This is a genomic window from Massilia sp. 2TAF26 (assembly GCF_052115005.1).
Taxonomy (GTDB): Bacteria; Pseudomonadota; Gammaproteobacteria; order Burkholderiales; family Burkholderiaceae_D; genus Telluria.
The window spans coordinates 203,173-229,633 of record NZ_JBFRFV010000008.1 but is presented as its reverse complement, the minus strand read 5'-3'; the positions used below and the strand labels follow the sequence as shown (position 1 = coordinate 229,633).

The 26,461-nt window shown below is 64.5% G+C and carries 27 protein-coding genes and 1 pseudogene; 16 read left to right on the top strand and 12 right to left on the bottom strand.

Annotation, left to right across the window (positions count from 1 at the left end):
- The first annotated feature begins 11 nt into the window (after positions 1-11).
- Positions 12-2,330 (top strand): TonB-dependent receptor, encoded by a 2,319-nt coding sequence (locus tag AB4Z32_RS11420; protein WP_442121958.1) that lies wholly within the window; start codon positions 12-14, stop codon positions 2,328-2,330.
- Between the two features lie 13 nt (positions 2,331-2,343).
- Positions 2,344-3,021, top strand: a complete 678-nt coding sequence (locus AB4Z32_RS11415) for a Fe2+-dependent dioxygenase (protein ID WP_442121957.1) — start codon at positions 2,344-2,346, stop codon at positions 3,019-3,021.
- Between the two features lie 6 nt (positions 3,022-3,027).
- On the opposite strand, the gene AB4Z32_RS11410 is transcribed toward AB4Z32_RS11415, so the two are convergent.
- The 6 genes from AB4Z32_RS11410 to AB4Z32_RS11385 all read right to left on the bottom strand — a co-directional run bounded on the left by AB4Z32_RS11410 (position 3,028) and on the right by AB4Z32_RS11385 (position 9,410).
- Entirely contained in the window at positions 3,028-3,570 is a 543-nt protein-coding gene (locus tag AB4Z32_RS11410) for a hypothetical protein (RefSeq protein WP_442121956.1), read from the bottom strand.
- 71 nt (positions 3,571-3,641) lie between these two features.
- Positions 3,642-3,869, bottom strand: a complete 228-nt coding sequence (locus AB4Z32_RS11405; RefSeq protein WP_442121955.1) for a hypothetical protein — start codon at positions 3,867-3,869, stop codon at positions 3,642-3,644.
- Positions 3,870-4,002: 133 nt separating this feature from the next.
- Positions 4,003-6,711: an aconitate hydratase AcnA gene (gene acnA / locus AB4Z32_RS11400; protein ID WP_442121954.1), complete on the bottom strand. Its 2,709-nt coding sequence runs from the start codon at positions 6,709-6,711 to the stop codon at positions 4,003-4,005.
- A 73-nt stretch (positions 6,712-6,784) separates the two neighbouring features.
- A complete protein-coding gene (locus AB4Z32_RS11395; RefSeq protein ID WP_442121953.1) occupies positions 6,785-7,297 on the bottom strand; it encodes a hypothetical protein in 513 nt (170 codons plus the stop codon).
- Positions 7,297-8,298 (bottom strand): HpcH/HpaI aldolase/citrate lyase family protein, encoded by a 1,002-nt coding sequence (locus AB4Z32_RS11390; RefSeq protein ID WP_442121952.1) that lies wholly within the window; start codon positions 8,296-8,298, stop codon positions 7,297-7,299. The genes AB4Z32_RS11395 and AB4Z32_RS11390 overlap by 1 nt, the downstream gene beginning before the upstream one ends.
- A 119-nt stretch (positions 8,299-8,417) precedes the next feature.
- Positions 8,418-9,410 (bottom strand): malate dehydrogenase, encoded by a 993-nt coding sequence (locus AB4Z32_RS11385; RefSeq protein WP_442121951.1) that lies wholly within the window; start codon positions 9,408-9,410, stop codon positions 8,418-8,420.
- Between the two features lie 273 nt (positions 9,411-9,683).
- Here AB4Z32_RS11385 and AB4Z32_RS11380 point away from each other — a divergent pair, with 273 nt between their 5' ends.
- From AB4Z32_RS11380 to gltA, 7 genes are all read left to right on the top strand, one after another.
- Positions 9,684-10,505, top strand: a complete 822-nt coding sequence (locus tag AB4Z32_RS11380; RefSeq protein ID WP_442121950.1) for a GntR family transcriptional regulator — start codon at positions 9,684-9,686, stop codon at positions 10,503-10,505.
- A 183-nt stretch (positions 10,506-10,688) separates the two neighbouring features.
- Entirely contained in the window at positions 10,689-11,120 is a 432-nt protein-coding gene (gene sdhC / locus AB4Z32_RS11375; RefSeq protein WP_442121949.1) for a succinate dehydrogenase, cytochrome b556 subunit, read from the top strand.
- Between the two features lie 2 nt (positions 11,121-11,122).
- Positions 11,123-11,497 carry a succinate dehydrogenase, hydrophobic membrane anchor protein gene (gene sdhD, locus AB4Z32_RS11370; RefSeq protein WP_442121948.1) on the top strand — a complete coding sequence of 125 codons (375 nt, stop codon included), beginning with the start codon at positions 11,123-11,125 and terminating at the stop codon, positions 11,495-11,497.
- Positions 11,498-11,499: 2 nt separating this feature from the next.
- The gene (gene sdhA / locus AB4Z32_RS11365) at positions 11,500-13,278 is read left to right on the top strand and encodes a succinate dehydrogenase flavoprotein subunit (protein ID WP_442121947.1); all 1,779 of its coding nucleotides are present in this window, start codon (positions 11,500-11,502) and stop codon (positions 13,276-13,278) included.
- A 15-nt stretch (positions 13,279-13,293) separates the two neighbouring features.
- Complete coding sequence (locus AB4Z32_RS11360; protein WP_442121946.1) at positions 13,294-14,004, top strand: succinate dehydrogenase iron-sulfur subunit; 711 nt, start codon at positions 13,294-13,296, stop codon at positions 14,002-14,004.
- A gap of 129 nt (positions 14,005-14,133) precedes the next feature.
- A complete protein-coding gene (locus tag AB4Z32_RS11355) occupies positions 14,134-14,400 on the top strand; it encodes an FAD assembly factor SdhE (protein WP_442121945.1) in 267 nt (88 codons plus the stop codon).
- Positions 14,401-14,451: 51 nt separating this feature from the next.
- Positions 14,452-15,753, top strand: a complete 1,302-nt coding sequence (gene gltA / locus AB4Z32_RS11350) for a citrate synthase (protein ID WP_442121944.1) — start codon at positions 14,452-14,454, stop codon at positions 15,751-15,753.
- Between the two features lie 77 nt (positions 15,754-15,830).
- Here the strand turns inward: gltA and AB4Z32_RS11345 are convergent.
- Positions 15,831-16,090: pseudogene (locus AB4Z32_RS11345) on the bottom strand (IS3 family transposase); the annotation flags it as partial.
- Positions 16,091-16,233: 143 nt separating this feature from the next.
- Between AB4Z32_RS11345 and AB4Z32_RS11340 the strand changes: the two are divergent.
- The 4 genes from AB4Z32_RS11340 (at position 16,234) to rnk (ending at position 18,986) form a co-directional block, all read left to right on the top strand.
- On the top strand, positions 16,234-17,076 hold the full coding sequence (locus tag AB4Z32_RS11340; RefSeq protein WP_442121943.1) for a class I SAM-dependent methyltransferase: 843 nt from the start codon (positions 16,234-16,236) through the stop codon (positions 17,074-17,076).
- Between the two features lie 99 nt (positions 17,077-17,175).
- A complete protein-coding gene (locus AB4Z32_RS11335; RefSeq protein ID WP_442121942.1) occupies positions 17,176-17,712 on the top strand; it encodes a dihydrofolate reductase family protein in 537 nt (178 codons plus the stop codon).
- Positions 17,709-18,287, top strand: a complete 579-nt coding sequence (locus tag AB4Z32_RS11330; protein ID WP_442121941.1) for a TetR/AcrR family transcriptional regulator — start codon at positions 17,709-17,711, stop codon at positions 18,285-18,287. Before AB4Z32_RS11335 ends, AB4Z32_RS11330 begins: the two co-directional genes overlap by 4 nt.
- Before the next feature lie 291 nt (positions 18,288-18,578).
- Positions 18,579-18,986, top strand: coding sequence for a nucleoside diphosphate kinase regulator (gene rnk, locus AB4Z32_RS11325; RefSeq protein WP_442121940.1), 408 nt, complete (start codon positions 18,579-18,581; stop codon positions 18,984-18,986).
- A 74-nt stretch (positions 18,987-19,060) separates the two neighbouring features.
- Here rnk and AB4Z32_RS11320 read toward each other — a convergent pair whose 3' ends face one another.
- A complete protein-coding gene (locus AB4Z32_RS11320; RefSeq protein WP_442121939.1) occupies positions 19,061-19,312 on the bottom strand; it encodes a DUF3297 family protein in 252 nt (83 codons plus the stop codon).
- A 33-nt stretch (positions 19,313-19,345) separates the two neighbouring features.
- Entirely contained in the window at positions 19,346-19,741 is a 396-nt protein-coding gene (locus AB4Z32_RS11315; protein WP_442121938.1) for a hypothetical protein, read from the bottom strand.
- A gap of 123 nt (positions 19,742-19,864) precedes the next feature.
- Here AB4Z32_RS11315 and AB4Z32_RS11310 point away from each other — a divergent pair, with 123 nt between their 5' ends.
- The 3 genes from AB4Z32_RS11310 to AB4Z32_RS11300 all read left to right on the top strand — a co-directional run bounded on the left by AB4Z32_RS11310 (position 19,865) and on the right by AB4Z32_RS11300 (position 23,828).
- On the top strand, positions 19,865-20,893 hold the full coding sequence (locus tag AB4Z32_RS11310) for a proline iminopeptidase-family hydrolase (protein WP_442121937.1): 1,029 nt from the start codon (positions 19,865-19,867) through the stop codon (positions 20,891-20,893).
- A gap of 11 nt (positions 20,894-20,904) precedes the next feature.
- Positions 20,905-21,396 carry a nuclear transport factor 2 family protein gene (locus AB4Z32_RS11305; protein ID WP_442121936.1) on the top strand — a complete coding sequence of 164 codons (492 nt, stop codon included), beginning with the start codon at positions 20,905-20,907 and terminating at the stop codon, positions 21,394-21,396.
- A 131-nt stretch (positions 21,397-21,527) separates the two neighbouring features.
- A complete protein-coding gene (locus AB4Z32_RS11300; RefSeq protein WP_442121935.1) occupies positions 21,528-23,828 on the top strand; it encodes a putative bifunctional diguanylate cyclase/phosphodiesterase in 2,301 nt (766 codons plus the stop codon).
- Here AB4Z32_RS11300 and AB4Z32_RS11295 read toward each other — a convergent pair whose 3' ends face one another.
- The 3 genes from AB4Z32_RS11295 to pyp are packed head-to-tail and all read right to left on the bottom strand — an operon-like array spanning position 23,829 to position 26,409.
- The gene (locus AB4Z32_RS11295) at positions 23,829-24,749 is read right to left on the bottom strand and encodes a MerR family transcriptional regulator (RefSeq protein ID WP_442121934.1); all 921 of its coding nucleotides are present in this window, start codon (positions 24,747-24,749) and stop codon (positions 23,829-23,831) included.
- A gap of 13 nt (positions 24,750-24,762) precedes the next feature.
- The gene (locus AB4Z32_RS11290) at positions 24,763-26,016 is read right to left on the bottom strand and encodes an AMP-binding enzyme (protein WP_442121933.1); all 1,254 of its coding nucleotides are present in this window, start codon (positions 26,014-26,016) and stop codon (positions 24,763-24,765) included.
- Between the two features lie 3 nt (positions 26,017-26,019).
- Positions 26,020-26,409, bottom strand: coding sequence for a photoactive yellow protein (gene pyp, locus AB4Z32_RS11285; RefSeq protein ID WP_442121932.1), 390 nt, complete (start codon positions 26,407-26,409; stop codon positions 26,020-26,022).
- Between the last annotated feature and the right edge of the window lie 52 nt (positions 26,410-26,461).

Genomic DNA, 26,461 nt, shown 5'->3' with positions numbered 1-26,461 from the left:
TCACCGCCCCCATGACCAATAACAAGAAGCAAGCATCCTTCATCAAGAGCCGCAAGCACGCCCGCGTTCTCCCATCGCCGGCGCCGGCCCTGGCGCTCACCATGCTGGCCACGCTCGGCATGTCCGCCGCCCAGGCCGCACCGGACGCCGTGATCGACCAGAGCATCCCGGCGGTGCAGGTGAAGGGTGCGGCCCAGTCGCAGACGGCCAGCAGCGACAAGTTCACGGCGCCGCTGCTGGACACGCCGAAGTCGGTGACGGTCGTCTCCGCCGACGTGATCGCGCAGACCGGCGCGGTATCGCTGACGGATGCGCTGCGCACCGTGCCGGGCATTACCATCGGCGCGGGCGAGGGCGGCAACCCGGTCGGCGACAACCTCTTCATCCGCGGCTACAACGCCCAGACCGATACCTATATCGACGGCATCCGCGACGCCGGTTCGCAGTCGCGCGAAGTCTTCAACCTCGAGCAGGTGGAGGTCGTGAAGGGCCCGAACTCGGCCTACGGCGGCCGTTCCTCGGCCGGCGGCGGCGTCAACCTGGTCAGCAAGACCGCCCAGGCCTACGACTTCAACAGCGCCTCGGTCGGCCTCGGCAGCGACAAGTACAGGCGCATCACCGGCGACGTGAATCGCGTAATGGGAGGTAACGTCAGCGGCAGCAACAGCGCCTTCCGCTTGAATTTCATGGCGCACGAGAACGACGTCCCCGGCCGCAACGTGGTCGGCGGCAAGCGCTGGGGCGTGGCGCCCACCGTCACCTTCGGCCTGACCGGTCCGGACCGCGCCATCATCAGCCTCTACCACCTGACCTCGCACGAGATCCCGGATACCGGCATCCCCTTCAACAACCCGTTCAGCAGCGGCGCCAACGTCAGCAAGAACGGCAACGGCACCCCGTTCGACGTCGACCGCAAGACCTTCTACGGCCTGGCCAACCGCGACTTCCGCGACACGAAAAGCGACGTCGGCACGATCGACCTGCGCCACGAGTTCGGCGCAGGGCTGGCGCTGCGCAACGTGACCCGCTACGGCAAATCGAACAACGACTACGTCTGGACCCAGCCCGACGATTCGAAGGGCAACACCGTCCTCTACGGCACTGTGTGGCGCCGTGCGAACACCCGCGCCACCGAGACCCGCACCTTCGCGAACGTCACCAGCCTGACCGGCGAAGCCGTCGCGGCCGGCCTGAAGCACAGCTTCAATGCCGGCGTCGAATTCGACCGCGAGACGACCGACCGCGCCGCCTACGTCTTCACCCCGGGCACCAACAACCCGCTGACCGGCAGCTTCACCTGCCCGACCTCGGGCGCGTCCACGCTGTACAACTGCACCACCCTGGTCAACCCGAATCCGTATGACCCGTGGCTCTACACCCGCAGCCTGTCGGGCGCGCTGACCCACGTCAGCACCAAGACCAAGGCCGTCTACGCCTTCGACACCATCGAGATCAATCCGCAGTGGCTGCTGAACCTGGGCCTGCGCTGGGACGATTTCCAGAGCACCCTGGACACCCTGCCGACCGCCACCACGGCCGCCGCCCATGCCGTGGTCGACACCAACTTCGTCAGCACCCAGGCCGGCATCGTCTACAAGCCGGCCAAGAACGGCAGCGTCTACCTGTCCTTCGCCAGCTCGGCGACCCCGCCGGGCAACGACGGCGGCGACGGCCTGGACGGCCTGACGGCGGCGATCCAGAACCTGCAGCCCCAGCGCAGCCGCAACCTCGAGCTGGGCACCAAGTGGGACCTGCTGCCGGGCGGCCGCCTGTCCGTGACCGGCGCCCTGTTCAAGAGCACCATGAACAATGCTCGCGTGACGGCGCCGGACGGCACCACCCAGAACGTCGGCCGCAAGCAAGTGCGGGGCGTGGAACTCGGCTTCTCGGGCAAGCTCAGCCCGGCCTGGACCGTGTTCGGCGGCTACACCTGGCTGGACGCCGAGATCGCCGACAACGGCTACACCAACACCGGCACCACCGCCGCGCCGATCTGGACCGCGTCGCCCTTCAACGGCAACCGCTTCCCGACCACGCCGAAACACAGCGCCTCGCTGTGGACCAGCTATGCCTTCACCAGGGACTTCACGGCCGGCTTCGGCGTGAGCGCGATGTCGAAGGTCTACGCCAACGTCAACAACAACAAGTGGGTGCCGGGCTATGCACGCTTCGACGCGATGGCCAGCTATGCCCTGAACAAGGACATCTCGCTGCAGCTGAACCTGCAGAACCTGACCGACAAGCTGTACTTCGACAAGGTCTCGTCGCCGCACTACGCCGGCGTGGCGCCGGGCCGTTCCGCCACCCTGACCGCCAACTTCAAGTTCTGAGTCCGAGGCCATCATGATGCTGCATATCCCTGGCGTGCTGCCGCCGGAGCAGGTAAGGTCGATGCGTGAACGTCTGGCGTCGACCGACTGGGTCGACGGCCGCGCCAGCGTCGGCAGCCAGGGAGCGCAGGTCAAGCGCAACCGCCAGCTGGCGGAAGAGTCGCCGCCGGCGCTGGAACTCGGCCAGATCGTCAGCGCGGCGCTGATGGCCAACCCGCTGTTCTTTTCCTGCGCGCTGCCGCTGCGCATCCTGCCGCCCTTCTTCAACAGCTACGCCGGCGGCGAGCATTACGGCCCGCACGTGGACGGCGCCATCCGTGCCCAGCGCGGCGGCGCTCCCGTGCGTACCGACGTCTCCTGCACCGTGTTCCTGAGCGATCCGGAAGACTACGAGGGCGGCGAGCTCACCGTGATCGATTCCTACGGCACCCACGAAGTCAAGCTGCCGGCCGGCGATGCGATCGTGTATCCCTCGACCAGCATCCACGAAGTGCAGCCGGTCACGCGTGGCGAGCGGGTGGCGTCCTTTCTCTGGGTGCAGAGCATGGTGAGGGACGACTGGAAGAGGGCGATGCTGTACGAGCTGGATACGAATATCCAGGCCTTGCGGGCAAGGCATGGCGACGGGCCCGAACTGGTCGGGCTGACCGGGCATTATCACAACCTGCTGCGGCAGTGGGCCGAAACCTGAGAAGCCTCAGCGCTTTTCCTTGTTGATCGCCTGCAGGAGTACGAAGGCTTCGTGATCGATCGCCGGCTCCGCGGCCGCGAGTTCCTTGCTGGCCTGGACATAGGCGGCGCGCTTGCGCTCCTTCTTTTCTTCCGGCGGCACACCCGCCGCCGCGCCCGGGAAGATGATCCCGCCGCTGTTGTTGTACTTCCGGTGGATGAGCTGCTTGCCGTAGGGGGTGTTGTAGAAGCGGGTCATCTCGGCTGCGGTGTCGGCGGAGATGCGGTCCGCCAGCGGCGGCGCCATTCGTTGATACACCTCCGCGGGCGGCATCTTGTCGAGCCTGGCGAACATTGCCTGCCGCTGCGCTTCGCTCGGGAAGCGGGTGCGGGCGGCGACGCCACGCAGTAGCTTTTCGATTTGCATGGCGCCAAGCAGATCCTGCACCGCCTTGACGTGGGCGGGATTGCGCGCTGGCGCAAGCTGTCCCGCGGGCGCCGTGCTGGCGCCGGATGCGGAAGCTGCGAACACGAAAGACAGCGCCAGCGCGGTGTTGACGACGGACTTCATGGGTTTCCTTTCTGACAGGTCATGATGACGCCGACCTTATCAGAGTCCGATGCGCGGAAATGCGCGGATTGTCACCGCCTGTCCGGCGGCGCCGCTCCGATGGCGCGCTCCACGAGTTCCTCATCCGAGAGCGGATCGAGGCATTCGAACAGCAGCCACTGCGCGTGCGACGGATCCGGGCAGCCGGCGCAAAAGGCGGCGACCACCCCATCGAATTCCGCGTCCGACAGCAGGTCCGCCTTCGGCGGCGTGATGCTGTCCAGTAGCTCGAGCAGCTGCTGCCTGTTGAGTTTTCCCATTCCTACCGGTAAGCATTGAGCATATAAAGCTATTGTACAAATATTCTTTGCTTGATTGGTGGAAAAAAAGGCCGGAGCCCTTGCGGGGTCCGGCCTTTTCGCGCTGCCCGCGCGAAGCGGGCAGGGATGCCAATTACGCAGCCAGCAGCTGGCGCAGCACGAACGGCAGGATGCCGCCATGCTTGTAGTAGTCGACTTCGATCGGGGTGTCGATACGCAGCAGGACCTGGGTTTCCTTGGTCGAGCCGTCGGCGCGGTGGATCACCAGGGTTGCCTGCATCTGCGGACGGATCTCGCCTTCCAGGCCCTTCAGGTCATAGGTCTCGGTGCCGGTGATGCCCAGCGATTCGACGCTGTCGTCGCCGATGAACTGCAGCGGCAGCACGCCCATGCCCACCAGGTTGGAACGGTGGATACGCTCGAAGGAACGGGCGATCACGGCCTTGACGCCCAGCAGCTGGGTGCCCTTGGCTGCCCAGTCGCGCGAGGAACCGGTGCCGTACTCTTCGCCGGCGAAGATCATGGTCGGGGTGCCTTCGGCGATGTACTTCATGCCGGCATCATAGATCGACAGCTGTTCGCCGCTCGGCTGGTGGATGGTGATGCCGCCTTCGACTGCGGAACCGTCGGCCTTCGGCGGAATCATCTTGTTCTTGATGCGGACGTTCGCGAAGGTACCGCGCATCATGATCTCGTGGTTGCCGCGGCGCGAGCCGTAGGAGTTGAAGTCCGCCTTGAGCACGCCGTGCTCTTTCAGGTACTTGCCTGCCGGGCCGTCTTCCTTGATCGAACCGGCCGGGGAGATGTGGTCGGTGGTGATCGAGTCGCCGAACACGCCCAGTGCGCGTGCACCGGCGATGCCTGCGGAAGCGGCTTTCGGGGTCATCTCGAAGTCGCTGAAGAACGGCGGTTCGGCGATGTAGGTCGATTCCGGCCAGTTGTAGACCTGACCTGCGACCGACGACACGGCTTCCCACAGCTGGCCCGGGTTGCCCTTGACGTCGGCGTAGTTGGCCTTGAAGACTTCCGAGTTCATCGCGAACTTCATCAGGTCCTGGACTTCCTGCGAAGTCGGCCAGATGTCGCCCAGGTAGACGTCGACGCCGTCCTTGCCCTTGCCGACCGGCTCGCTCATCAGGTCCTTGTTGACGTTGCCGGCGATCGCGTAGGCGACGACCAGCGGCGGCGAGGCCAGGAAGTTCGAACGGATGTTCGGGTGGATACGCGCTTCGAAGTTACGGTTGCCCGACAGGACGGCGGCGGCGATGATGTCGTTCGACGTGATCGTGGCGTTCAGTTCCGGGGTCAGGTCGCCGGCGTTACCGATGCAGGTGGTGCAGCCGTAGGCGGTCACGCCGAAGCCCAGTTGCGTCAGGTAAGGCAGCAGGCCGGCGGCTTCGAGGTAGTTGGTGACCACGCGCGATCCCGGCGCCAGCGAGCTCTTGATGTGCGGAGCGACGGTCAGGCCCTTCTCGACGGCCTTCTTGGCCAGCAGGCCGGCGGCCAGCAGCACGCTCGGGTTCGAGGTGTTGGTGCAGGAGGTGATGGCGGCGATCAGGATGTCGCCGTTCTTCACGCGCACGCCGTTGGTGGTCTCGTAGACCTTGTTCAGGTCGTCCGGCGACTTGTTGAAGCCGTTGGCGGTGGTCGGCTTCGAGAACAGGTCGGTGAAGGTCGACTTCATCGCGCCCAGTTCGATACGGTCCTGCGGACGCTTCGGGCCGGCCAGCGACGGGGTCACGGTCGACAGGTCGAGCGACACCACGCGGGTGTAGTCGATCTCGCCTTCGCGCGGGATGCCGAACAGCTGCTGGGCCTTGAAGTAGTTTTCGAAGGCGGCCAGTTCTTCTTCGGTGCGGCCGGTGCCGCGGAAGTAGTCGACGGTCTTTTCGTCGACCGGGAAGAAGCCCATGGTCGCGCCGTATTCCGGTGCCATGTTGCCGATGGTGGCGCGGTCGGTGGTCGACAGCGAGGCGGTGCCTTCGCCGAAGAATTCGACGAACTTGCCGACCACCTTCTCTTTACGCAGCATTTCGGTGATGGTCAGCACCAGGTCGGTCGCGGTGCAGCCTTCGCGCAGCGAACCGGTCAGGTTCACGCCGATGACGTCCGGGGTCAGGAAGTAGACCGGCTGGCCCAGCATGCCGGCTTCCGCTTCGATGCCGCCCACGCCCCAGCCGACGACGCCGACGCCGTTGATCATGGTGGTGTGCGAGTCGGTGCCGACCAGGGTGTCCGGGTAATACATGGAGCCGCTCTTCATCACGCCGCGCGCCAGGTACTCGAGGTTAACCTGGTGGACGATGCCGAAGCCCGGCGGCACGACGCCGAAGGTGTCGAAGGCCTGCATGCCCCACTTCATGAACTGGTAGCGCTCGTTATTGCGCTGGAACTCGAGCTTCATGTTCAGGTCGAGCGAGTCCGGGGTGCGGAAGTGGTCGATGGTGACCGAGTGGTCGACCACCAGGTCGACCGGCACCAGCGGCTCGATCTTCTTGGCGTTGGCGCCCATCTTGTAGGCGACGTTGCGCATGGCGGCGAGGTCGGCCAGCAGCGGCACGCCGGTGAAGTCCTGCAGCACGACGCGCGCGACGACGAAGGGGATCTCTTCGGTGCGGGCGGCGGTCGGACCCCAGTTCGCCAGCTGGCGGACGTGCTCTTCGGTGACCTTCTTGCCGTCGCAGTTGCGCAGCACGGACTCGAGGACGATACGGATCGACACCGGCAGGCGCGACAGGTTCACGCCCAGGGATTCGCCCAGTGCCGGCAGCGAGTAAAACTGGCCGGTCTGGCCCGCTTGCAGCGGGAATTCCTTCAGCGTGTTCAAGGTATTGTGAGACATGAACTCTCCTTCGTTAGGGACTACTTGTTATCCAGCCGTCTTGGATCCCCGCCTGCGCGGGGACGACGGGAAATCAGCTCTTCGCCGTGACAGGTGCGGCCGCCACCAGCGGCTTGGCCTGTTCGGCGTTCTTGCATTCGTTGGCCAGCTGGCGGTTCTGCTTCGAGTCGAGCAGGATGCCCTTGCTCGGGATGCCGATCCAGACCAGGCCGAACTTCGTGTTCTCGAAACGCAGCGCGCCGGTGGTGGTGCCCACGCGCTCGAGGCGGTGCAGGCGGTTCTTCCAGCGCAGTGCGATGTGGCCACTATCCTTGTCGTTGGTATAGATGGTGATCTTGTTGTTCAGCTCGCAGGCATAGTCGGTGACGACGGTATCGGTGATGTCCGGCTCCGGGTCGTCGGCGACCTCCTGCTTTTCTTCCTTCTTGGCTTTCTTGGCCTTGGCCTTGGCCTTTTCCTTCAGGACCTGGGTCGCCTTCGGGTGGGTTTCGTGGACGTTGGATGCGGCAAATGCCGGCGCGCAAAGGCCGGCGGCCGCCAGCGAGAGAGCGCAGGCGGCGAGCGTTTGATTCAGAGTGATGGCCATCAGATGGATTCCGGTTGATTGACGATTGCCGCCGCGGCATCTGGCAGCGCAAGGCCGGCCAGCTTCGCGCGCTGCAACACCGTCCAATAATATCGGTAGCTGGCGCGGTCGTGCAAGCGTCCATGCTGGGCGATCGGCCCCCAATCCGCCGCCATTGCTTCGAGCAGGATGTTGGTTGCCTCGTTCACTTCGGACAAGCGCGGGGTGAAGGCCTTGACGATCGGCTTGATCTGGTCAGGGTGGATGCTCCACATCCGCGTGAACCCGAACTCGCCGGCGGCACGGGTGGCGTCGTTGGCGACAACCGCGCTGTCCTTGATATCGGTCGTCACATTATGGGAGGGGACCTTGTCATACGCATGACATGCCGCAACCATCTCCAGCTTCGCCCGTACTACGAGTGGGTGCGTAAATTGCCCCGGAGTGCGCATGGCGGCGGCCGGAATCGCGCCGTAATGCGAGGAAACGAAATCCATGATGCCGAACGAGAGGCATTCGACCTGGGGCAGGGCGGCGATCTGCCAGGCCTCGTGCAGGGCGCCGTGGGTCTCGATCAGCACGTGCAGCGGCACGGGTTTGGCGGATGCGGGACGTCCGGCCTTCTCCGCCGCCGCGTTGACGATCTGTTGCGCGCGCAGCACGTCGGCCACGCCGTTCGGCTTGGGCAGGACCACATAGGCCAGTTTCTGCGCCGCCGCGCCGACGATGGTCTCGACGTCCTGGGCGAAGTGCGGCGAGCCGGCGTCGTGCAGGCGCGCGCCGATCCGCCCGAAGCGGTTGCCCTCGTCGTTCAGCAGGCTCGCCACCAGTTCCGCGTGTTCGCGTTCGCGGCCGGCGCTGGCGCCGTCCTCGCAATCGAAGGTGATGTCGAATACCGGGCCAAGCTCTTGTTGCAGGGCCATCGATTTGCGCATCAGCTTTTCGCTGCCGGCGTAGTGGTCGCAGGCAGGTAGCAGCAGCGGCTGGCGTTGGCCCTGGAATAAAACCTTGGAAGGATGCATGTTCGGATGAGTGTTAATACCGTCGTTCCCGCGAAGGCGGGAACCCAGGTTTGCGTGAGCTGACGAAACGCCACCAAACCTGGGTCCCCGCCTGCGCGGGGACGACGTGGTGGTGGTGCTTACTGGCCCAGCAGGTGCGCCACGCCGGCTTTCTCTTCGTTCAGTTCGTTCAGCGTGTTGTTGATGCGCTCTTGCGAGAACTGGTCGATTGCCAGGCCTTGCACGATCTTGTACTCGCCGTTTTCGGTGGTCACCGGGAAGCCGAACATGGTGCCTTCCGGGATGCCGTAGGAACCGTCCGACGGGATGCCCATGGTGGTCCACTTGCCGTTGGTGCCCAGGACCCAGTCACGCACGTGGTCGATCGCTGCGTTGGCGGCCGAAGCAGCCGACGAGGCGCCGCGGGCGTCGATGATCGCTGCGCCGCGCTTGCCGACGGTCGGCAGGAAGGTGTCGCGGTTCCAGACGTCGTCGTTGATCAGGTCCTTGACCGACTGGCCGTCGGCGGTGGCGAAGCGGTAGTCGGCGTACATGGTCGGCGAGTGGTTGCCCCACACGACCATCTTCTCGATCGAACCGACCGGCTTGCCGATCTTGGCGGCGACCTGCGACAGGGCGCGGTTGTGGTCCAGGCGCAGCATGGCGGTGAAGTTCTTGGCCGGCAGGTTCGGGGCCGACTTCATGGCGATGTAGGCGTTGGTGTTGGCCGGGTTGCCGACCACCAGCACTTTCACGTTGCGCGAAGCGACGGCGTCCAGCGCCTTGCCCTGCACGGTGAAGATCTGGGCGTTGGCTTCCAGCAGGTCCTTGCGCTCCATGCCCGGGCCGCGCGGACGGGCGCCGACCAGCAGGGCCACGTCGGCGTCCTTGAATGCGGTCATCGGGTCGCTATGGGCGGTCATGCCGGCCAGCAGCGGGAATGCGCAGTCGTCGATTTCCATCATGACGCCCTTCAGCGCCTTCTGTGCCTTCTCGTTGTCGATTTCGAGCAGCTGCAGGATGACCGGCTGGTCCTTGCCCAGCATGTCGCCGTTGGCGATGCGGAACAGCAGGGAATAGCCGATCTGGCCGGCCGCGCCGGTAACGGCGACGCGCATTGGGGTTTTAGCCATGATGAATCTCCAAAAGTGGGATAAAGAACTGACAAATGAGCGGGCGACGCCGAGGATACGCCAGTTTGGGAAAACTGCAATCATACCAAAGCTCACCCGCGATTCGGGCATGAGGCGCGTTGCCGGGAGAGGGTGCGCCCACGTCCAGTCGACCGCGAGTGTAGTCCTCCGATATTCCATCTGTCAATTCATATCATATGTCTTATATAAGACACATAATCTGCGTCTTTCCACACTGGACGCAGAGGGGGTTTTGTGAAAAAATCGCAGACTATGAACCAAGCACCGTCCAATCCGAACAGCAATGGAGCCGCCAGCAGCAGCGCTGCGGGTAGCGCCGGAGGCACCTCCGGATCGGGCATGTCCCAGACCGGCACGTCCCCTACCTTTTCCCCGCTGTATCAACAGATCAAGGCCCTGATCACCCAGAGCCTGCAATCCGGCGAATGGAAACCGGGCGAACTGATTCCCAGCGAAGTCGAGCTGGCCGGCCGCTACAAGGTCAGCCAGGGCACGGTCCGCAAGGCGATCGACGAGCTCGCGGCCGAGAACCTGGTCGTGCGGCGCCAGGGCAAGGGAACCTTCGTCGCCACGCACAACGAGGCGCGCGCGCACTTCCGTTTCCTCAAGCTCGTGCCCGACGAGGGCGTGACCCAGCATCCCGACCACCAGTACCTCGAAGTCAAGCGCATCCGCGCCGCGGCCGAGGTGGCGCGCCTGCTCGACCTGAAATCCGGCGACGCGGTCGTCTATATCAAGCGCATCATGTCGTTCGAGGGCGTGCCGACGATCCTGGAAGAGCTGTGGCTGCCGGGGCAATTGTTCAAGGGGCTGACGGCGGAGCGCCTGGCGGAATACAAGGGGCCGATGTATGGCCTGTTCGAATCGGAGTTCGGCACCCGCATGATCCGCGCGACGGAAAAGATCCGCGCGGTGGCGGCCGACGCCGGTGCGGCCGAGTACCTGAAAGTGCCGGAGGGAACGCCTCTGCTGTGCGCCGACAGGCTCTCGTTCACCTATGGAGACAAGGCGGTGGAGTTGCGTCGCGGACTGTATTTGACCGCGCAGCATCATTACCAAAACGAATTGTCCTGATAAGTTTTTGTGCCCGCTCTATGCTGGTGCAGGAATCGCTTTGAGCGAGTAAAATGAGTTGGTTTTGGGAAAGCGAAGACGAGGCCCGGTCGACGTTCCCCCGGAGTCGGAAACGGTTCCGAGCAGGTCGCAAAATCGATGCAATGGGTTCGATAAATTTCAGTATTTGAGGGAGGTGTTGCAATGTCCGAAGCCGTGAGAGAGGCTCAAAAGAAGGGCCGACCGGTAATTCGTAATGTCGACTTTGGCGATATTACTTACCGGGGGTATTACAAACAGCCGCCGTCGGCGATCGTGTCGATTCTGCACCGCGTGAGCGGCGCCGGCCTGTTCCTTTTCCTGCCGTTCCTGCTCTGGCTGTTCCAGGAAAGCCTGCGTTCGGAAATCTCGTTCGCGCACTTTGCCGGCGTTGTCAGCCATCCGTTCACCAAGATCATCATCCTCGGCCTGTCGTGGGCTTACCTGCACCACTTCTGCGCGGGCGTGCGCCACCTGTTCATGGACAACCACATGGCCCTGGACAAGGACGCTTCCCAGAAGACCGCACGCTGGGTGCTGGTCGTCAGCCTGGTCTTGACCCTGCTGGTCGCCCTCAAACTGTTCGGAGTGTTTTAATCATGCAATCCCATACTAACAAGAATATCGGACAGCGCCGCCTGGTCGTCGGCGCCCACTACGGCATGCGCGACTGGCTGGCCCAGCGCCTGACCGCGATCCTGATGGCGGTGTTTACCGTCGTCCTGCTGGTCTCCTTCCTGACCGGCCAGAATTTCACCTATGAAGGCTGGGCCGGGCTGTTCTCGCGCCAGTGGTTCAAGCTCTTCACCATGGTTACCCTCTTCGGCCTGTTCTACCACGCATGGGTCGGCATCCGTGACATCTGGATGGACTACGTCAAACCGGTCGGTATCCGCCTGACCCTGCAGACCCTCACGGTGTTCTGGCTGCTTGCCTGCGCCGCCTGGACTGTGCAAATTCTCTGGAGCGTTTAATCGTGGCAGCATTTAATTCTTCAATTCCCACCCGCCACTTCGACGTCGTGATCGTCGGCGCCGGCGGTTCCGGCCTGCGCGCCGCCCTGCAAATGTCGGAAGCCGGCCTGAACGTCGCCGTGCTGTCGAAAGTCTTCCCGACCCGTTCGCACACCGTGGCGGCCCAGGGCGGCATCGGTGCTTCGCTCGGCAACATGAGCGAGGACGACTGGTTCTGGCACATGTTCGACACCGTCAAGGGCGGCGACTACCTGGGCGACCAGGATGCGATCGAATTCATGTGCCGCGAAGCACCGAAGGTCGTGTACGAGCTCGAACACTTCGGCATGCCGTTCGACCGCAACCCGGACGGCACCATCTACCAGCGTCCGTTCGGCGGCCACACCGCCAACTTCGGCGAGAAGCCGGTGCAGCGCGCCTGCGCGGCCGCCGACCGTACCGGCCACGCGCTGCTGCACACCCTGTACCAGCGTAACGTCCGTTCGCGCACCCACTTCTTCGTCGAGTGGCAGGCGATGGACCTGGTCCGCAACGCCGACGGCGACGTGCTGGGCGTGGTGGCGCTGGAAATGGAGACCGGCGAGGTCATGATGCTGCAGGCGAAGACCACCGTGTTCGCCACCGGCGGCGCCGGCCGTATCTTCGCGGCGTCGACCAACGCCTTCATCAACACCGGCGACGGCCTGGGCATGGCGGCACGCGCCGGCCTGCCGCTGCAGGACATGGAGTTCTGGCAGTTCCACCCGACCGGCGTGGCCGGCGCGGGCGTGCTGATCACCGAGGGCGTGCGCGGCGAGGGCGGTATCCTGATCAACTCGAACGGCGAACGCTTCATGGAGCGCTACGCGCCGACCCTGAAGGACCTGGCGCCGCGCGACTTCGTCTCGCGCTCGATGGACCAGGAGATCAAGGAAGGCCGCGGCGTCGGCCCGAACAAGGACCACGTGCTGCTGGACCTGCGCCACATCGGCGCGGACACCATCCGCAAGCGCCTGCCGTCGATCCTGGAAATCGGCCACAAGTTCGCCAACGTCGATGCGACCAAGGAACCGATCCCGGTCGTCCCGACCATCCACTACCAGATGGGCGGCATCCCGACCAACATCCACGGCCAAGTGGTTGCCCCCGACGGCACCGGCGGCCAGAAGATCGTCAACGGCCTGTACGCGATCGGCGAATGCGCCTGCGTCTCGGTGCACGGCGCGAATCGCCTTGGTACGAATTCGCTGCTCGACCTGGTGGTGTTCGGCCGCGCGGCCGGCAACCACATCGTCGCCCAGAACCTGAAGGCGCAGGGCAACCGCGCGCTGCCGAAGGATGCCGCCGACTACGCGCTGGACCGCCTGAACCGCCTCGAGAACTCGACCGGCGGCGAGAAGGTGCAGGACGTCGCCAACGCCATCCGCGCCACCATGCAGAAGTTCTGCGGCGTGTTCCGTACCCAGGCGCTGATGGACGAAGGCGTGAAGGAAATCATGAAGCTGGACGAGCGCCGCAAGCACATCTCGTTCAAGGACAAGTCGAAGGTGTTCAACACCGCCCGTATCGAAGCGATGGAGCTGGACAACCTGATCGAAGTGGCGAAGGCGACCATGGTCTCGGCAGCGGCCCGCAAGGAATCGCGCGGCGCCCACGCCCACAGCGACTTCGAGCACCGCGACGACGAGAACTGGATGAAGCACACCCTGTTCTTCTCGGAAGGAAACCGCCTGGAATACAAGCCGGTGATCCAGAAGCCGCTGACGGTCGATACCTTCAAACCGAAACCACGTACTTTCTAAGAATTTAGGTAAAACATGGCACGCACAGTCCAACTGAAGATCTACCGCTACGATCCGGACAAGGATACGAAGCCCTACATGCAAGACATCACCGTCGAGCTGAAAGACACCGACAAGATGCTGCTCGACGCACTGCAGCGCATCAAGTCCGACGTCGACGACTCGCTGGCCCTGCGCCGCTCCTGCCGCGAAGGCGTGTGCGGTTCGGACGCGATGAACATCAACGGCAAGAACGGTCTGGCCTGCACCACCAACCTGAACGAACTGACCCAGCCGATCGTGCTGCGTCCGCTGCCGGGTCTGCCGGTCGTGCGCGACCTGATCGTCGACATGACCAACTTCTTCAAGCAGTACCACTCGATCAAGCCGTTCCTGATCAACGACTCGATCCCGCCGGAGAAAGAGCGTCTGCAGTCGCCGGAAGAGCGTGAAGAGCTGGACGGCGTGTACGAGTGCATCCTGTGCGCCTGCTGCTCGACCTCCTGCCCGTCGTTCTGGTGGAACCCGGACAAGTTCGTCGGCCCGGCCGGCCTGCTGCAGGCCTATCGCTTCATCGCCGACTCGCGCGACGAAGCGACCAACGAGCGCCTGGACAACCTGGAAGACCCGTACCGCCTGTTCCGCTGCCACTCGATCATGAACTGCACGGACGTCTGCCCGAAGGGTCTGAACCCGAACAAGGCGATCGGCAAGATCAAGGAATTGCTGGTCCGCCGCGCGATCTAAGCTGCGATTTGTCGCGTGGGTCGTGGGCACCCGTGCCCCGCGCGAACACCGTCATAAATATAGTAAAACTACCGTACTGCCGCGAAACGGCAGCCGGAGTATAGTGTTGACCGAACAACGGACTCTAGTGTGAAAACGCATCAATCCGACCCCGCCAACCGAGCGCGCCTGCGCTGGCGCGCCCGCCGGGGCCTGCTCGAAAACGACCTGATCCTCACGCGCTTCCTGGATGCGCACGAAGAGGAATTGACGGACGAAGAGGTCGATGCGCTGACCCGCTTGCTGGACCTGGCGGACAATCCGCTGATGGACCTGCTGTTGGGACGCGCCGAGCCCGCGGGCGAGGTCGACCTGCCGCATGTACGTGCCCTGGTGGCGCGGTTGCGGCAAGCGTAACGAAACCTGGTTTCGTTTTTTTGTATATCACCTCCCACAGAAGGAAGTGCCATGAACATCTCTGATACCAAAGCCACCCTGTCGTTCTCGGATGGCAGCCCGTCGGTAGACATGCCGATCTACAAAGGCACCATCGGCCCGGACGTCATCGACATCCGCAAGCTGTACGGCCAGACCGGCAAGTTCACCTACGACCCCGGCTTCATGTCGACGGCATCGTGCAACTCGAGCATCACCTACATCGACGGTGACAAGGGCGAGCTGCTGTACCGCGGCTACCCGATCGAGCAACTGGCCGTCAATTGCGACTTCCTGGAATCCTGCTACCTGCTGCTGAACGGCGAACTGCCGAACAAGGTTGAAAAGGAAAAGTTCGTCGACACCGTGACCAAGCACACCATGGTCCACGAGCAGATGAACTTCTTCTTCCGTGGCTTCCGCCGCGATGCGCACCCGATGTCGGTGCTGGTCGGTACCGTCGGTGCACTGGCGTCGTTCTACCACGACTCGCTGGACATCAACGATCCGGAGCAGCGCGAGATCTCGGCAATCCGCCTGATCGCCAAGCTGCCGACCCTGGTCGCCATGGCATACAAGTACTCGATCGGCCAGCCGTTCATGTACCCGCGCAACGACCTGTCGTACAGCGCGAACTTCATGCACATGATGTTCGCCAACCCGTGCGAAGAGTACAAGGTCAACGACGTGCTGGTGCGCGCCCTGGACCGCATCCTGATCCTGCACGCCGACCACGAGCAGAACGCTTCGACCTCGACCGTCCGCCTGGCCGGTTCGTCGGGCGCCAACCCGTTCGCCTGTATCGCAGCCGGCATCGCCTGCCTGTGGGGCCCGGCACACGGCGGCGCCAACGAAGCCGCCCTGAACATGCTGAAGGAAATCGGCAGCGTCGAGAACATCCCGGCCTTCATCGAGAAGGTCAAGGACAAGAACTCGGGCGTCAAGCTGATGGGCTTCGGTCACCGCGTGTACAAGAACTTCGACCCGCGCGCCAAGCTGATGCGTGAAACCTGCCACGAAGTGCTGAACGAACTGGGCCTGCAGGACGACCCGCTGTTCAAGCTGGCAATGGAACTGGAAAAGATCGCCCTGAACGACGAATACTTCGTGTCGCGCAAGCTGTACCCGAACGTCGACTTCTACTCGGGTATCGTGCAGTCGGCCCTGGGCATCCCGGTCTCGCTGTTCACCGGTATCTTCGCGATGGCCCGTACCATCGGCTGGATCGCCCAGTGGAACGAGATGATCGCCGACCCGGAACAGAAGATCGGCCGTCCGCGCCAGCTGTTCGTCGGCTCGCCGCGCCGCGACGTGCCGAGCATCGACAAGCGTTAATTTGCGTCAGTCGTCGTCAAAAAGCGAGCCTGCGTGAACTGACGCCGTAAAGTTGGACGGTTGGTTTGCCAGGTGACCAAGGCCCGAGTCCTGTATTGCACAGGACTCGGGCCTTTTTGTTTGAACTTGATACGGTCGTGATTGTAATAGTGGATGTGGGACAGTTCTGCCTGCAGGGAATCGACGCTGGAGAATTTGTTCAGGTAGAAGCACTCGGGCCTGAGCACGGCAAAGAAGCTTTCCATTGCCGCGTTGTCGAGGCTATTACCTTGCGTGGCATGCTCTGGGCAAGGCCGTGTTCCCGGAGAATACGCTGATAGGCCGGCATTCGGTATCGGGCGGATTCAACCGGTCGTCCCAACACCGTCATCAATCGCTGCACGGTTTTATGATTGACGTGCGGTCTTGTCTTTCGTTTTTCGGCGGTGTTTTCTGCTGCCGGGCTTGAACCAAGGCTTGAACCGCTCATCGTACTTCGCCATGAAAAAAACCAAAAAGTTGGAGTCCAACTTTTGGGCTTTAGTTCAGCGGGCTGGCTTTCTTGTTTCTGTTGTTTGGTATGATGAGGCCCGTTTTATTTTAAAAAAGAATATGGCGACACAAGGCGAACACGATTACTTCAAGAATATCGGCGAAGCGAATATGCGGCACGCCATCCTGAAGCCATGGTCGGATGCCCAATGCGGTTTGTACCTGATGGAACTGGGCGCCATGCTCGGCCTGATGCCGGAAGGTGGACGTCTGCTCGACATGGGCTGCGGCACCGGCTGGACCAGCATCCTGTTCGCCAAACGAGGTTATGAAGTGGTCGGCCAGGACCTGGTGCCGGAAGCGATCGAGGCCGGCCGCCGCATGAAACAGGAAAACGGCATCGGGAATCTCGAATTCGTGGTCGGGGATTATGAATCGCTGGCATTCAGGGAGGAATTCGACATCGTCGTGTTTTTCGATTGCCTGCACCATGCGGTCGACGAAGTCGCCGCGCTCGAAAGCGCTTATCGCGCGCTGAAGCCGGGCGGCATCTGCATTACCTCGGAGCCCGGATTGGGCCATGAACGCCGCTCGGCGGAAGTCATGGAGAAATTCGGCGTCACCGAACGCGACATGCACCCGGCCAAGATCATTCGAGCAGGTAAAAAGGTCGGGTTCCGCCGCTTCAGCGTGCACGCACACGCTTCTTATCTGTACATTTCACTGTACCGGCAGTCGGGCCGCGGCCTTCTCGGCAAGCTCATGAAATTGCCGGGCATGCGGACCTTGATCGGCATGCTGGTCGTGCTGTTCTCGAAGCACCAGGCCGGGATCGTCGTACTGAAGAAGTGAGGGTGGTCCGGTTTCTCGAACACGAGAAGCGAGCCTGCGGGCTCGCTTTTTTTCGTCCTGCGGTTAAAATATACGGTGTATAAATAAAACGGAGCAGACATGATCACAGGACACGTATTCATCGCCACCAGCCTCGACGGCTACATCGCCCGCCCGGACGGCGACATCGGCTGGCTGCTGCAGCGCGACGATCCAGACGAGGACCACGGCTACAAGGCCTTCATCGCCGACAAGGACGCCATCGTGATGGGCCGTGGCACCTATGAAAAAGTGGTGGAATTCGGCGAATGGCATTACGACCGCCCGGTGGTGGTGCTGTCGAAGCAATTACAAGGCAGCCCGGTGCCTGAGCGCCTGCGGGGAAAAGTGCGCTTCACGGACCTCGCTCCACGCGAGGCGATGCAGGAGCTGGAGCGCCAGGGCGCGCGCAAGGTCTACGTGGATGGCGGACAGGTGGTGCAGTCCTTCCTGCGCGAAGGGCTGATCGCGGACATGGTCGTCACCACCGTGCCGGTACTGATCGGCGCCGGCCGTCCGCTGTTCGGCGCGCTTCCGGAGGACAAGGACCTGGCCCTGGTTGCCAGCCGCAGCTTCCCGTCCGGCCTGGTGCAGTCGACCTGGCGCGTGCTCGCATGAACCGTCCGCGCGGCCGTCCCACGCGCGGGCAGGGCGTCACCCTCGACGCCATCCTCAATGCCGCCCTGGTCCTGCTGGCACAGGACGGCGGCCGGGGGCTGAGCATGCGGGCCCTCGCTGCGCAGATGAGCCTGACGCCGATGAGCCTCTACCATCACGTCGAGGACCGCGCCGGCCTGCTGCGGCTGCTTGCCGACAAGGTGTACGGCGCGGTGCCGATCGATGCCGACAGTCCGGCAGACGCCATCGATGCCGTCCGCGAGCTGCTGATCCGCTACCACGACGCCGTCGGCAGGCACCCCCAGCTGACCCTCGCGATCTTTGCCGAGCCGGCGGCAATGGCGGGGGCGGCGCAGCGGATCACCGAGCGCCTGGAGGCGCTGCTGGAGCCCTTGAGCCCGGAACATATCCTGTGGCGCGACATCCTGGTCGACCATGCCCACGGCAGCGGCCTGGCGCTCGGCGCTTTTCACGCCGATTCGCAGCAATCGGCAGCCCTGCGCGAGCAGTACCGGCGCGCCCTGGATGCCTTGCTGGCGCAGTTCGCCGGCGCCGCATCCGCACGCGCCGCCTGAAGGTCGCAACAATCGTCCAACACGGCTATACTGGTATCACTAACATCGTTCGTCACCGCCCATGTCTCACCCCGCCGTTCATGCCTGCTGTCAACGTGCGTCCCTGCACGAGGGAGTACGGCTGCCGCACGCGCGGTTTTTCCCGCGAGATCTCGCCCGGCCCTCCTGGGCTCGGTAGGACCCGACCGCCCGCGCGGCCGTCCTTCCGAGCCTGTTCCAACGACACACCCGGCCGCCGCCGACAGGCGCTGGCCAATCCGTCTTGCTGGTCTATTTTTACAGGAGTTGAACATGAGACCGAACATCACCGTATCCACCCTCGACATGGCGCGCCTTGAAGCGCTGTTCGACGACATGCCGGTCATTCCCGGCGATCGCGAGTACAACCTGCTCGACGAACTGGGCCGGGCGGACGTCGTCGATCCGGACGAGGTGCCGTCCAATGTGGTGACGATGAATTCGACGGTGCGCTTTGCGGTCGACCATCCGCCCCAGGAATTCTGCATGACCCTGGTCTACCCGAAAGACGTGGCCTTCGGCAGCGACCGCCTGTCGGTGATGTCGCCGATCGGCAGCGCACTGCTCGGCCTGGCGGTGGGCGATACGATCGAGTGGGCGCGCCCGGGCGGCGAACTGTTCAAGCTGACCGCGCTGGAACTGCTGTACCAGCCGGAACGCTCGGGCGAGCTGCACCGCTGAGCCGTCCGGTGCCGCAAACGAAAACGGCCGCCGGATGACTCCGGCGGCCGTTGCATTTGTGAAAGGTAAGGGGATCAGTCCGCGTAGTACGGCTCGACGGTGCCCTTCAGCTTGATCAGCATCGGACGGCCCTTGCGGTCCAGGACCTTGCCGGCAGCGACCCTGATCCAGCCTTCGCTGATGCAGTATTCCTCGACGTCGGTGCGGTCCTTGCCGTTGAAACGGATGCCGACCGGGTGCTTGAAGACTTCCGCATCGTGGTGCGGGCTCTTCGGGTCGATGGACAGGCGGTCGGGCAGGGGAGGGAGTTGGGTAGTATCGTTCATGGTGCGACATTATCCACGATTCCCGATCCGGCCTCAATTACACTTGCCGCGCACCACGGCGGCGGCCCAGAAGGGCAGGGCGAAGATGCCGCCGAGGCCGACGTTGAAGGCGCCGAAAGGCGTCTTGACCACCGTGCCGGCGGGCTGGAATTTCAGCGCGTCCGGCCCCAGGCAGCCCGGCTTTTCGGCTTCCGAGAATCCCTTTTCGAACTTCTGGTAGGCATCGCCGCTGAGCGCTTTTCCCGACTGCAGCCCGGAATTGCCCTTGCTCTCGGCCAGGGTCTCGCGCACCGCCTTGCTGATCACCTCGTCGCTCAGGCGCAGGCTCAGCGGCGGCGGCTTCGCATCATCCTTGCGCGTTTCAAGTTCCTGCGCCTGCGCCGAGGCCAGGCAAAGTCCGCACACCGTCATCCAGGTCCTCGCTCTCATCGCTTGCCCATCGAGTTGTCGGGTAATCAAACTTACACGAGTTCTTGAACGCGCGTTTCATCTTGCACATTTGCTTACATTTCCAACGTACAATATATCGATATTGCCAACAACGAGGTCCCGATGAAACGCTTTCTTGCGCTGATGGCCGCTGTGCTGATCGCCCTGCCGGCAGCTGCCGCATCCACCGCAGCCAGCAATTATTTCGACAACGCCGGCCGCGGCGACGTGCTGTCCGGGGGCGTCCGCATGATCCCGATCACCACGCCGAAGGGCACGTTCAAGGTCTGGACCAAGCGGGTCGGCAATAACCCGACCATCAAGGTGCTGCTGCTGCACGGCGGCCCGGGCATGACCCACGAATACCTCGAAGCCTTCGACAGCTATTTCCCCGGCGCGAGCATCGAGTACTACTACTACGACCAGCTCGGCTCGAGCTACAGCGACCAGCCCGACGATCCCTCGCTGGTCGAGCTGCCGCGCTATGTGGAAGAGGTCGAGCAGGTGCGCAAGGCGCTGGGCCTGGACAACAGGAACTTCTACCTGCTGGGCCACTCCTGGGGCGGCCTGCTGGCGGCCGAGTACGCCCTGAAATATGGCCGGAACCTGAAAGGCCTGGTCATCTCGAACATGATGATGAGCATCCCGGCGTACAACAAATACGCCGACACCGTGCTGATGCCGGCGATGGACCAGAAGGCCCTGGCCGAGATCAAGCGCCTGGAAGCCGAGGGCAAGTACGAGGATCCGCGCTACATGGAACTGCTGCTGCCGAACCACTATGTGCAGCACGTGCTGCGCATGCCCTTCGAGCAGTGGCCGGAGCCGGTGACGCGCTCGATCAAACACATGAATCCGAAGGTCTACGTGCCGATGCAGGGCCCGAGCGAACTGGGCGCCCACAACGCCAAACTCGAACACTGGGACCGCGTCGCCGACCTGCCGAAGATCGCCGTGCCGACCCTGGTGATCGCCGGCCGCCATGACACCATGGACCCGGCCCACATGAAGATGGTCTCGCAGGAGCTGCGGCATGGCCGCCTGCTGATGTGCGAGAACGGCAGCCACATGTCGATGTACGACGACCAGAAGACCTATTTCAGCGGGCTCATCAAATTCCTGCGCGACGTCGACGGCGGCCGCTTCCAATGAAAGGATTCGCCATGAAATCGCTGCTCCTCGCGTGCTGCCTGTTCTTCGCCGGAATCGCCCAGGCCGCGAATGCCGATCCCGCGCTGGCAAAGCAGGTGAACGCCTTCGTCGACGCCTGGCACGACGACGCGGCCCATGCCCGCATGGCCTATTTCGACAAGATGGCGCCGGACGGCGTCTACATCGGCACCGACCGCAGCGAGCTGTGGCAGCGCGACGCCTTCAAGGCCTGGGCCCGCAAATACTTCGAGGGCAAGAAGTCGGCCTGGACCTTCAAGGCCAGTCGCCGCAACGTCTACGCCTCCGAAGACGGCAAGCTGATCTGGTTCGACGAACTGCTCGACACCGCCAATATGGGCCACTGCATGGCCAGCGGCGTGATCCGCAAGACCGGCAAGGGCTTCGAGATCCTGCACTACCAGCTGTCGATCGCGGTGCCGAACGAGATCGCCGGGCAGGTGACGGCGCTGGCCAGGAAAGCCGAGGCCGCGCCCGCCAAGTAAATGTTCATCAACTGTTCAGTTTCTTAAAGCTATTGTTTCGTCCCGCGCACACAACAGGCTTTCCTGCAAATGCTGACACGCGACCCGCGCTCACATAGAATGTTGCTTTGCAACAATTGGCCCTCGGCTTAATGGGAACTTACTACGACATCGCACACTGGCGCTCCAGGGTTTTCGAATCCCTGCTGTCGTATGTCGTCCTGCTCGGTACGCTGGCCGCGGTGCCCAGCATCGGCCTGTCCATCAGCGAAGGCTTGTGGCCGGTCGCACTGATGGACAGCGTGGCGCTGGCCTGGGTGGCCGCGCTGTGGCGCCTGCCGCGCCTGAATTACACCTTCAGGGTCCTGAACTTCCTGGCGATCCTGTACATGATCGGCATCGGCCTGATGCTCACCATCGGCCCGGTCAGCCAGATCTTCCTGATGGCGCTGCCTGTGCTGGGCGTGGTCCTGCTGGGCATGCGGCCGGCGCTCGGCGCGCTGTGCTTCTGCGGCGCCTCCATCTTCTTCCTCGGCCTCGGCGGTTACGCCCGGCTTTACGTGAGCGGCATGGAAGAGCATGCGCTGCTGCCCTGCCTGATCGTCACCCTGAACTACCTGTTCGTCGGCGCCCTGATCACCCTGACCTGCGGCGGCCTGCTGCAGCGCCTCGACAGCTCGATGGAAGAGCTGAGCCGGACCGCCGACTCGCTCGAGGAAGGCCACGCCAGGCTGCACGAGCTGAACGCCGAGCTGCGCCTGACCTCGGCCGCGGTGGCGCGCCTGAACGACATGGTGCTGATCGCGAAAGTGGATCACCGCGAAGGCGCGGAACAGCCGATCATCTTCGCCAACGACGCCTTCGTGCGCCGCACCGGCTACTCGCGCGAGGAGATCGTCGGGCGCAGCATGCGCGTGCTGCACGGACCCGAGACCGACGAGATCGAAGTCCGGCGCATCCTCGACGCCATGGCGCGCGGCGAAGCGGTGACTTCCGAGCTGGTGAACTACACCAGGAACGGCGAAAAATACTGGGTCGAGATGGAACTGGTGCCCTTCGCCGGCGAAGGCGGCCGGAATACCCACTGGGTGGTGGTCGGACGCGACATCACGGACCGCAAGAATGCCGCCGACGCCATCCACCGCCTGGCCTTCTACGACGTGCTCACCGGCCTGCCGAACCGGCGCCTGCTGATCGAGCGCCTCGACGCCATGGTCGTGCGCGCCCATACCGGCGGCGGGCTGGGCGCGGTGCTGTTCATCGACCTCGACAACTTCAAGACCATCAACGATGCGCGCGGCCATGCGATCGGCGACGTCATGCTCAAGCATGCGGCCCAGCGCGTGGCGGCGGTGCTGCGCCAGGGCGATACCGTGGCGCGCCTGGGCGGCGACGAATTCGTGGTCCTGCTCGAGAACCTGGGCCGCGACGTGCAGCGCGCCACCGGCGCCGCGCAGGCGGTGGCCGAGAAGATCCGCGCCGCCCTGGCCGAGGACGTCGAGATCGGCGGCCAGCTCTACCACGCCTCGGCCAGCATCGGCGTTGCGCTGCCGCTGCGCGACGGCAGGACCGGACAGGACCTGCTGCGCGAAGCCGATACCGCCATGTACCGCGCCAAGGTGGCCGGCCGCAACGGCGTGACCCTGTTCGAATCCAGCATGCTGACCGAGGCCGAGCGCAAGCTGACCCTCGAGCGCGACCTCGCCGCCGCGATGGAGAACGGCGAGCTGGCGATGCACCTGCAGCTGCAGATCGATCACGAGCGCACGCCGGTCGGCGCCGAGCTGCTGATGCGCTGGCGCCGCGCCGACGGCACGATGGTCGCCCCGGACGTCTTCATCCCGGCCGCCGAATCGAGCGGCCTGATCCTGCCGCTCGGCCAGTGGGCCTTGCGCCAGGCCTGCCTGTCCTGGCTGCGCCTGGACCGCGCCGGCCTCGCCGTGCCGCTGTCGGTGAACGTCAGCCCGCTGCAGTTCCGCCAGCCCGATTTCGTCGACCAGGTGTGCGCGGTGCTGGTCGAGACCGGGGCCCCGGCTTCCCAGCTGATCTTCGAGGTCACCGAAGGCCTGCTGGTCAACGACCTGAACGAAACCATCGGCCGCATGCACGAGCTGGCGCGCATGGGCATCCGCTTCTCGATCGACGATTTCGGCACCGGCTATTCGAGCCTGGCCTACCTGAAGAAGATGCCGCTGTACGAACTGAAGATCGACAAGAGCTTCATCCGCGATACCCCGGGCGATGCCAACGGCACCGCGATCGTGCAGTCGATCCTGGCGATGGCCGACCACCTCGGCCTGCGCGTGGTGGCGGAGGGCGTCGAGACCCAGCAGCAGGCCAGCTTCCTGGCCGCCAACCGCCAGCCGGCCATGCAGGGCTTCCTTTTTTCGCGTCCGGTACCGCTGGACGACTTCATCGCCCAGCTGCAGGGCTGGGAAGCGCAGGCCGCCTGATCAGGCCTTGAGGCCGGCCAGGGCCTGACGGCCGCTGTCCAGGGTCGGCAGCAGGCGCACGCCGGCGACTTCCTCCAGCCTTTCCACGCCGGCGCCGCCGGCCCACAATTCCACGCCGTCGGGCAGGGCCTGGCGCAACTGCAGCAGCACCGGCGCCACCTGGCGGCGCGGATAGGCAGCCGAGAACGACAGCGCGACCACGCCCACGCCATAGGCCGCGGCGGCGCGCGCGATGTCCAGCAGCGGGGTCTCGGTACCCAGCGAGATGCAGCTTGCGCCCTCCAGCGCGAACATGGTTTCCGCCATCATGAGACCGAGGCCGTGGGCCTCGCCGGGAACGGTGGTGAGGAGGATGCGCGCACCGTGGCGCGCGGCCGGCAGGTCGGCCAGCGCCTGGCGCAGCAGCCGTTCCGCCGACTCGGTATAGAAATGTTCGTCGAAGACGTCGAAGCTGCCGTCTTCCCAGCAGGCGCCGACGGCTACCGTGAGCGGCGCCATGGTCTGCTCGACGAAGCGTTCGAGTCCCTGGCGCGCCAGCGACTGCCGCAGCGCGTGACGGAAGGCGGCCGGGTCGCGCGCGCCGATCATCTTCAGCAGTCGCAGGTTGGCGCCGTCCAGCGCATCGCCGGCCAGCGCGGCGCGCTCCGGCGCGGCCAGGGCGGCGAGTTCCGGGTGCGCCATCGCGGCCAGAGCACCGGGGCGGTGGCCCTGGTCCATCAGGCGCTTCATCAGGCGCAGGCGCTCGACCTGGTCGGCCGGGTAGCAGCGTTCGCCGTTCGCATCCCGCTCCGGCTGCGGAAAGCCGTAGCGGCGTTCCCAGACCCGTAGCACGTCCTTGGACAGCCGGGTCTCGCGCTCGACGGCGGCGATGCTCAAACCGGCCGATGCGGAAGCGGCGGGGGAGGTTGTCGATATCGTCATGTAGGCACTTATTCTAGCCGTTCGTGGGGCCGATGCTCCAGTCGGCCGGCTTGTCGAGTGCCCCGCGCGGGATGCGCTCGCCCAGCGTGATCGCCTTCGGGCGCTCCGGCGCCGCCAGCCTGGTGTCGATCCAGGCCCTTAGCTCCCTCGTGAAACGCTCGCGCGTGAATCCCTCGCCGGCGCCAGCGCCGGCACGCGGCACGATGAAGGCCTTCAGGCGCATGCCCTCGTCGGGGCGCATCAGGCGCACCGCCGCGTCTTCCACCATCGGATGCTCGAGCAGTACCTGGCGCACCCGCTCCGGGAACACGTTGGTGCCGCCCACCTGGACCGCGGCGTCGCGCCGCGGGCCCACCATGAACAGGTCGGGCGCCTGCCATTCCAGGCTGTCCTGCGGGCGCAGCAGCGCGGTGCGGCCGTCGGGGCAGTTGCGCAGCAGGGCGTCGACGCCGTCCGGCGCGCGGTCCAGGTAGGGCATCAGGCGGTAGGGCTCGCGGTGCGAGGCGCGCCAACCCAGGCCGCCGGTTTCGGAGGCGCCATACACCTGCACCAGCCGCAGGCCGGCCGCCCCCGCGCGTTCGGCCACCGCGTCGGGGCAGGGCGCGGTCGAGCTGGCGCCGTCCACGTCGTCCGGAAAAGCCGCGCCGGCACCGAGCGCATCCTGCCAGACATGAGGATGGCCGATCACCAGGTCGCCGGGCAGGACGTGGCGCGCGAGCTGGGAAGGCAGGCGCGCACGCACGCTCAGCACCTGGTCCGGTGCGAGGCCGAGGTGGCGCGGCAGCAGGACGCCGAACAGGAAGCCGTAGATGTGATGGCAGGGCACGGCCAGCAGCAGGCGCCGGCGGCGCGGGAACAGCGCGGCCAGCGCCGCCGCTTCCTGTTCCAGCAGGACCAGTTCGTGGCTGCAGCGCTTCGGCTCGCCGCTGCTGCCCGAGGTGCGGAAGGTGACTTCCTCGCTCCAGTGCTGCAGGGCGGCGGTGGCGATGTCGAGCCAGCCGTCCAGGGTGCGGCGCGCCAGCAGGTAATCCTCGACTCCGCTGCGCTGCATCTGCAGGGCTTCGGCCAGCGCGCCGGCCAGCTGCAGCAGCTCCAGCGAATCGACACCGAGGTCCTGGTCCAGCGACAGCGCGCCGCTCCAGCCGTCGGGCAGGATCCGCTCGTGGCGCAGCGCCGTCAGTTCGGCGGCCACCAGGTCGGCGACGAAGCGCAGCAGCGCGCCGCGGTCGGCCCACCATGGGGCCAGGTCGAGGCCAGGTTCGCGCATCGCTTACAGGCGCTTGACGAAGATCCAGAAGCTGCCGTCGCTGATGGCCTTCTTCATGTGGATCTTCACCTTGGTGGGCGTCATCTTGTAGTCGAACACGTACTCGAACATCGTGTTCAGGTTGTTGGCGCGCACGCCGGCGTCGAACACGCCCTTGAAGCGGGCCGTGTTGGTGCAGGGGGCGACGTCGCGGAAGAAGTTGGTGCCGATCACGGCGCTGGCCTGGCGGCCGGTGATCATCGCTTCCGCCTGGTTGTAGCGCAGGACCTTGCCCTGCGCATCGAGCTGGATGGCGCCGAAGGCCAGTTCGTCGATCTGCTGGCCGGACAGGCGGGACAGGGTGTTGTCGATGTCGTCCTTGCCGAAGGCGACGACGTTCAGGGTAGACAGCATGGGTTCCTCATTGTTCTTGGTTGATAGTTTGTCCAGGACAAAGTGAGATTGT

Bases quoted from the DNA above. Each gene is read 5' to 3' on its own strand.
- pyp (WP_442121932.1), bottom strand. From the start codon at position 26,409: ATGCTGTCTACCCTGAACGTCGTCGCCTTCGGCAAGGACGACATCGAC.
- AB4Z32_RS11330 (WP_442121941.1), top strand. From the start codon at position 17,709: ATGAACCGTCCGCGCGGCCGTCCCACGCGCGGGCAGGGCGTCACCCTC.
- AB4Z32_RS11385 (WP_442121951.1), bottom strand. From the start codon at position 9,410: ATGGCTAAAACCCCAATGCGCGTCGCCGTTACCGGCGCGGCCGGCCAG.
- sdhC (WP_442121949.1), top strand. From the start codon at position 10,689: ATGTCCGAAGCCGTGAGAGAGGCTCAAAAGAAGGGCCGACCGGTAATT.
- AB4Z32_RS11410 (WP_442121956.1), bottom strand. From the start codon at position 3,570: ATGAAGTCCGTCGTCAACACCGCGCTGGCGCTGTCTTTCGTGTTCGCA.
- acnA (WP_442121954.1), bottom strand. From the start codon at position 6,711: ATGTCTCACAATACCTTGAACACGCTGAAGGAATTCCCGCTGCAAGCG.
- gltA (WP_442121944.1), top strand. From the start codon at position 14,452: ATGAACATCTCTGATACCAAAGCCACCCTGTCGTTCTCGGATGGCAGC.
- AB4Z32_RS11320 (WP_442121939.1), bottom strand. From the start codon at position 19,312: ATGAACGATACTACCCAACTCCCTCCCCTGCCCGACCGCCTGTCCATC.
- AB4Z32_RS11390 (WP_442121952.1), bottom strand. From the start codon at position 8,298: ATGCATCCTTCCAAGGTTTTATTCCAGGGCCAACGCCAGCCGCTGCTG.
- rnk (WP_442121940.1), top strand. From the start codon at position 18,579: ATGAGACCGAACATCACCGTATCCACCCTCGACATGGCGCGCCTTGAA.
- AB4Z32_RS11305 (WP_442121936.1), top strand. From the start codon at position 20,905: ATGAAATCGCTGCTCCTCGCGTGCTGCCTGTTCTTCGCCGGAATCGCC.
- AB4Z32_RS11315 (WP_442121938.1), bottom strand. From the start codon at position 19,741: ATGAGAGCGAGGACCTGGATGACGGTGTGCGGACTTTGCCTGGCCTCG.
- sdhD (WP_442121948.1), top strand. From the start codon at position 11,123: ATGCAATCCCATACTAACAAGAATATCGGACAGCGCCGCCTGGTCGTC.
- AB4Z32_RS11335 (WP_442121942.1), top strand. From the start codon at position 17,176: ATGATCACAGGACACGTATTCATCGCCACCAGCCTCGACGGCTACATC.
- AB4Z32_RS11295 (WP_442121934.1), bottom strand. From the start codon at position 24,749: ATGACGATATCGACAACCTCCCCCGCCGCTTCCGCATCGGCCGGTTTG.
- AB4Z32_RS11415 (WP_442121957.1), top strand. From the start codon at position 2,344: ATGATGCTGCATATCCCTGGCGTGCTGCCGCCGGAGCAGGTAAGGTCG.
- AB4Z32_RS11300 (WP_442121935.1), top strand. From the start codon at position 21,528: ATGGGAACTTACTACGACATCGCACACTGGCGCTCCAGGGTTTTCGAA.
- AB4Z32_RS11310 (WP_442121937.1), top strand. From the start codon at position 19,865: ATGAAACGCTTTCTTGCGCTGATGGCCGCTGTGCTGATCGCCCTGCCG.
- AB4Z32_RS11380 (WP_442121950.1), top strand. From the start codon at position 9,684: ATGAACCAAGCACCGTCCAATCCGAACAGCAATGGAGCCGCCAGCAGC.
- AB4Z32_RS11360 (WP_442121946.1), top strand. From the start codon at position 13,294: ATGGCACGCACAGTCCAACTGAAGATCTACCGCTACGATCCGGACAAG.
- AB4Z32_RS11290 (WP_442121933.1), bottom strand. From the start codon at position 26,016: ATGCGCGAACCTGGCCTCGACCTGGCCCCATGGTGGGCCGACCGCGGC.
- AB4Z32_RS11340 (WP_442121943.1), top strand. From the start codon at position 16,234: ATGAAAAAAACCAAAAAGTTGGAGTCCAACTTTTGGGCTTTAGTTCAG.
- AB4Z32_RS11395 (WP_442121953.1), bottom strand. From the start codon at position 7,297: ATGGCCATCACTCTGAATCAAACGCTCGCCGCCTGCGCTCTCTCGCTG.
- AB4Z32_RS11405 (WP_442121955.1), bottom strand. From the start codon at position 3,869: ATGGGAAAACTCAACAGGCAGCAGCTGCTCGAGCTACTGGACAGCATC.
- AB4Z32_RS11420 (WP_442121958.1), top strand. From the start codon at position 12: ATGACCAATAACAAGAAGCAAGCATCCTTCATCAAGAGCCGCAAGCAC.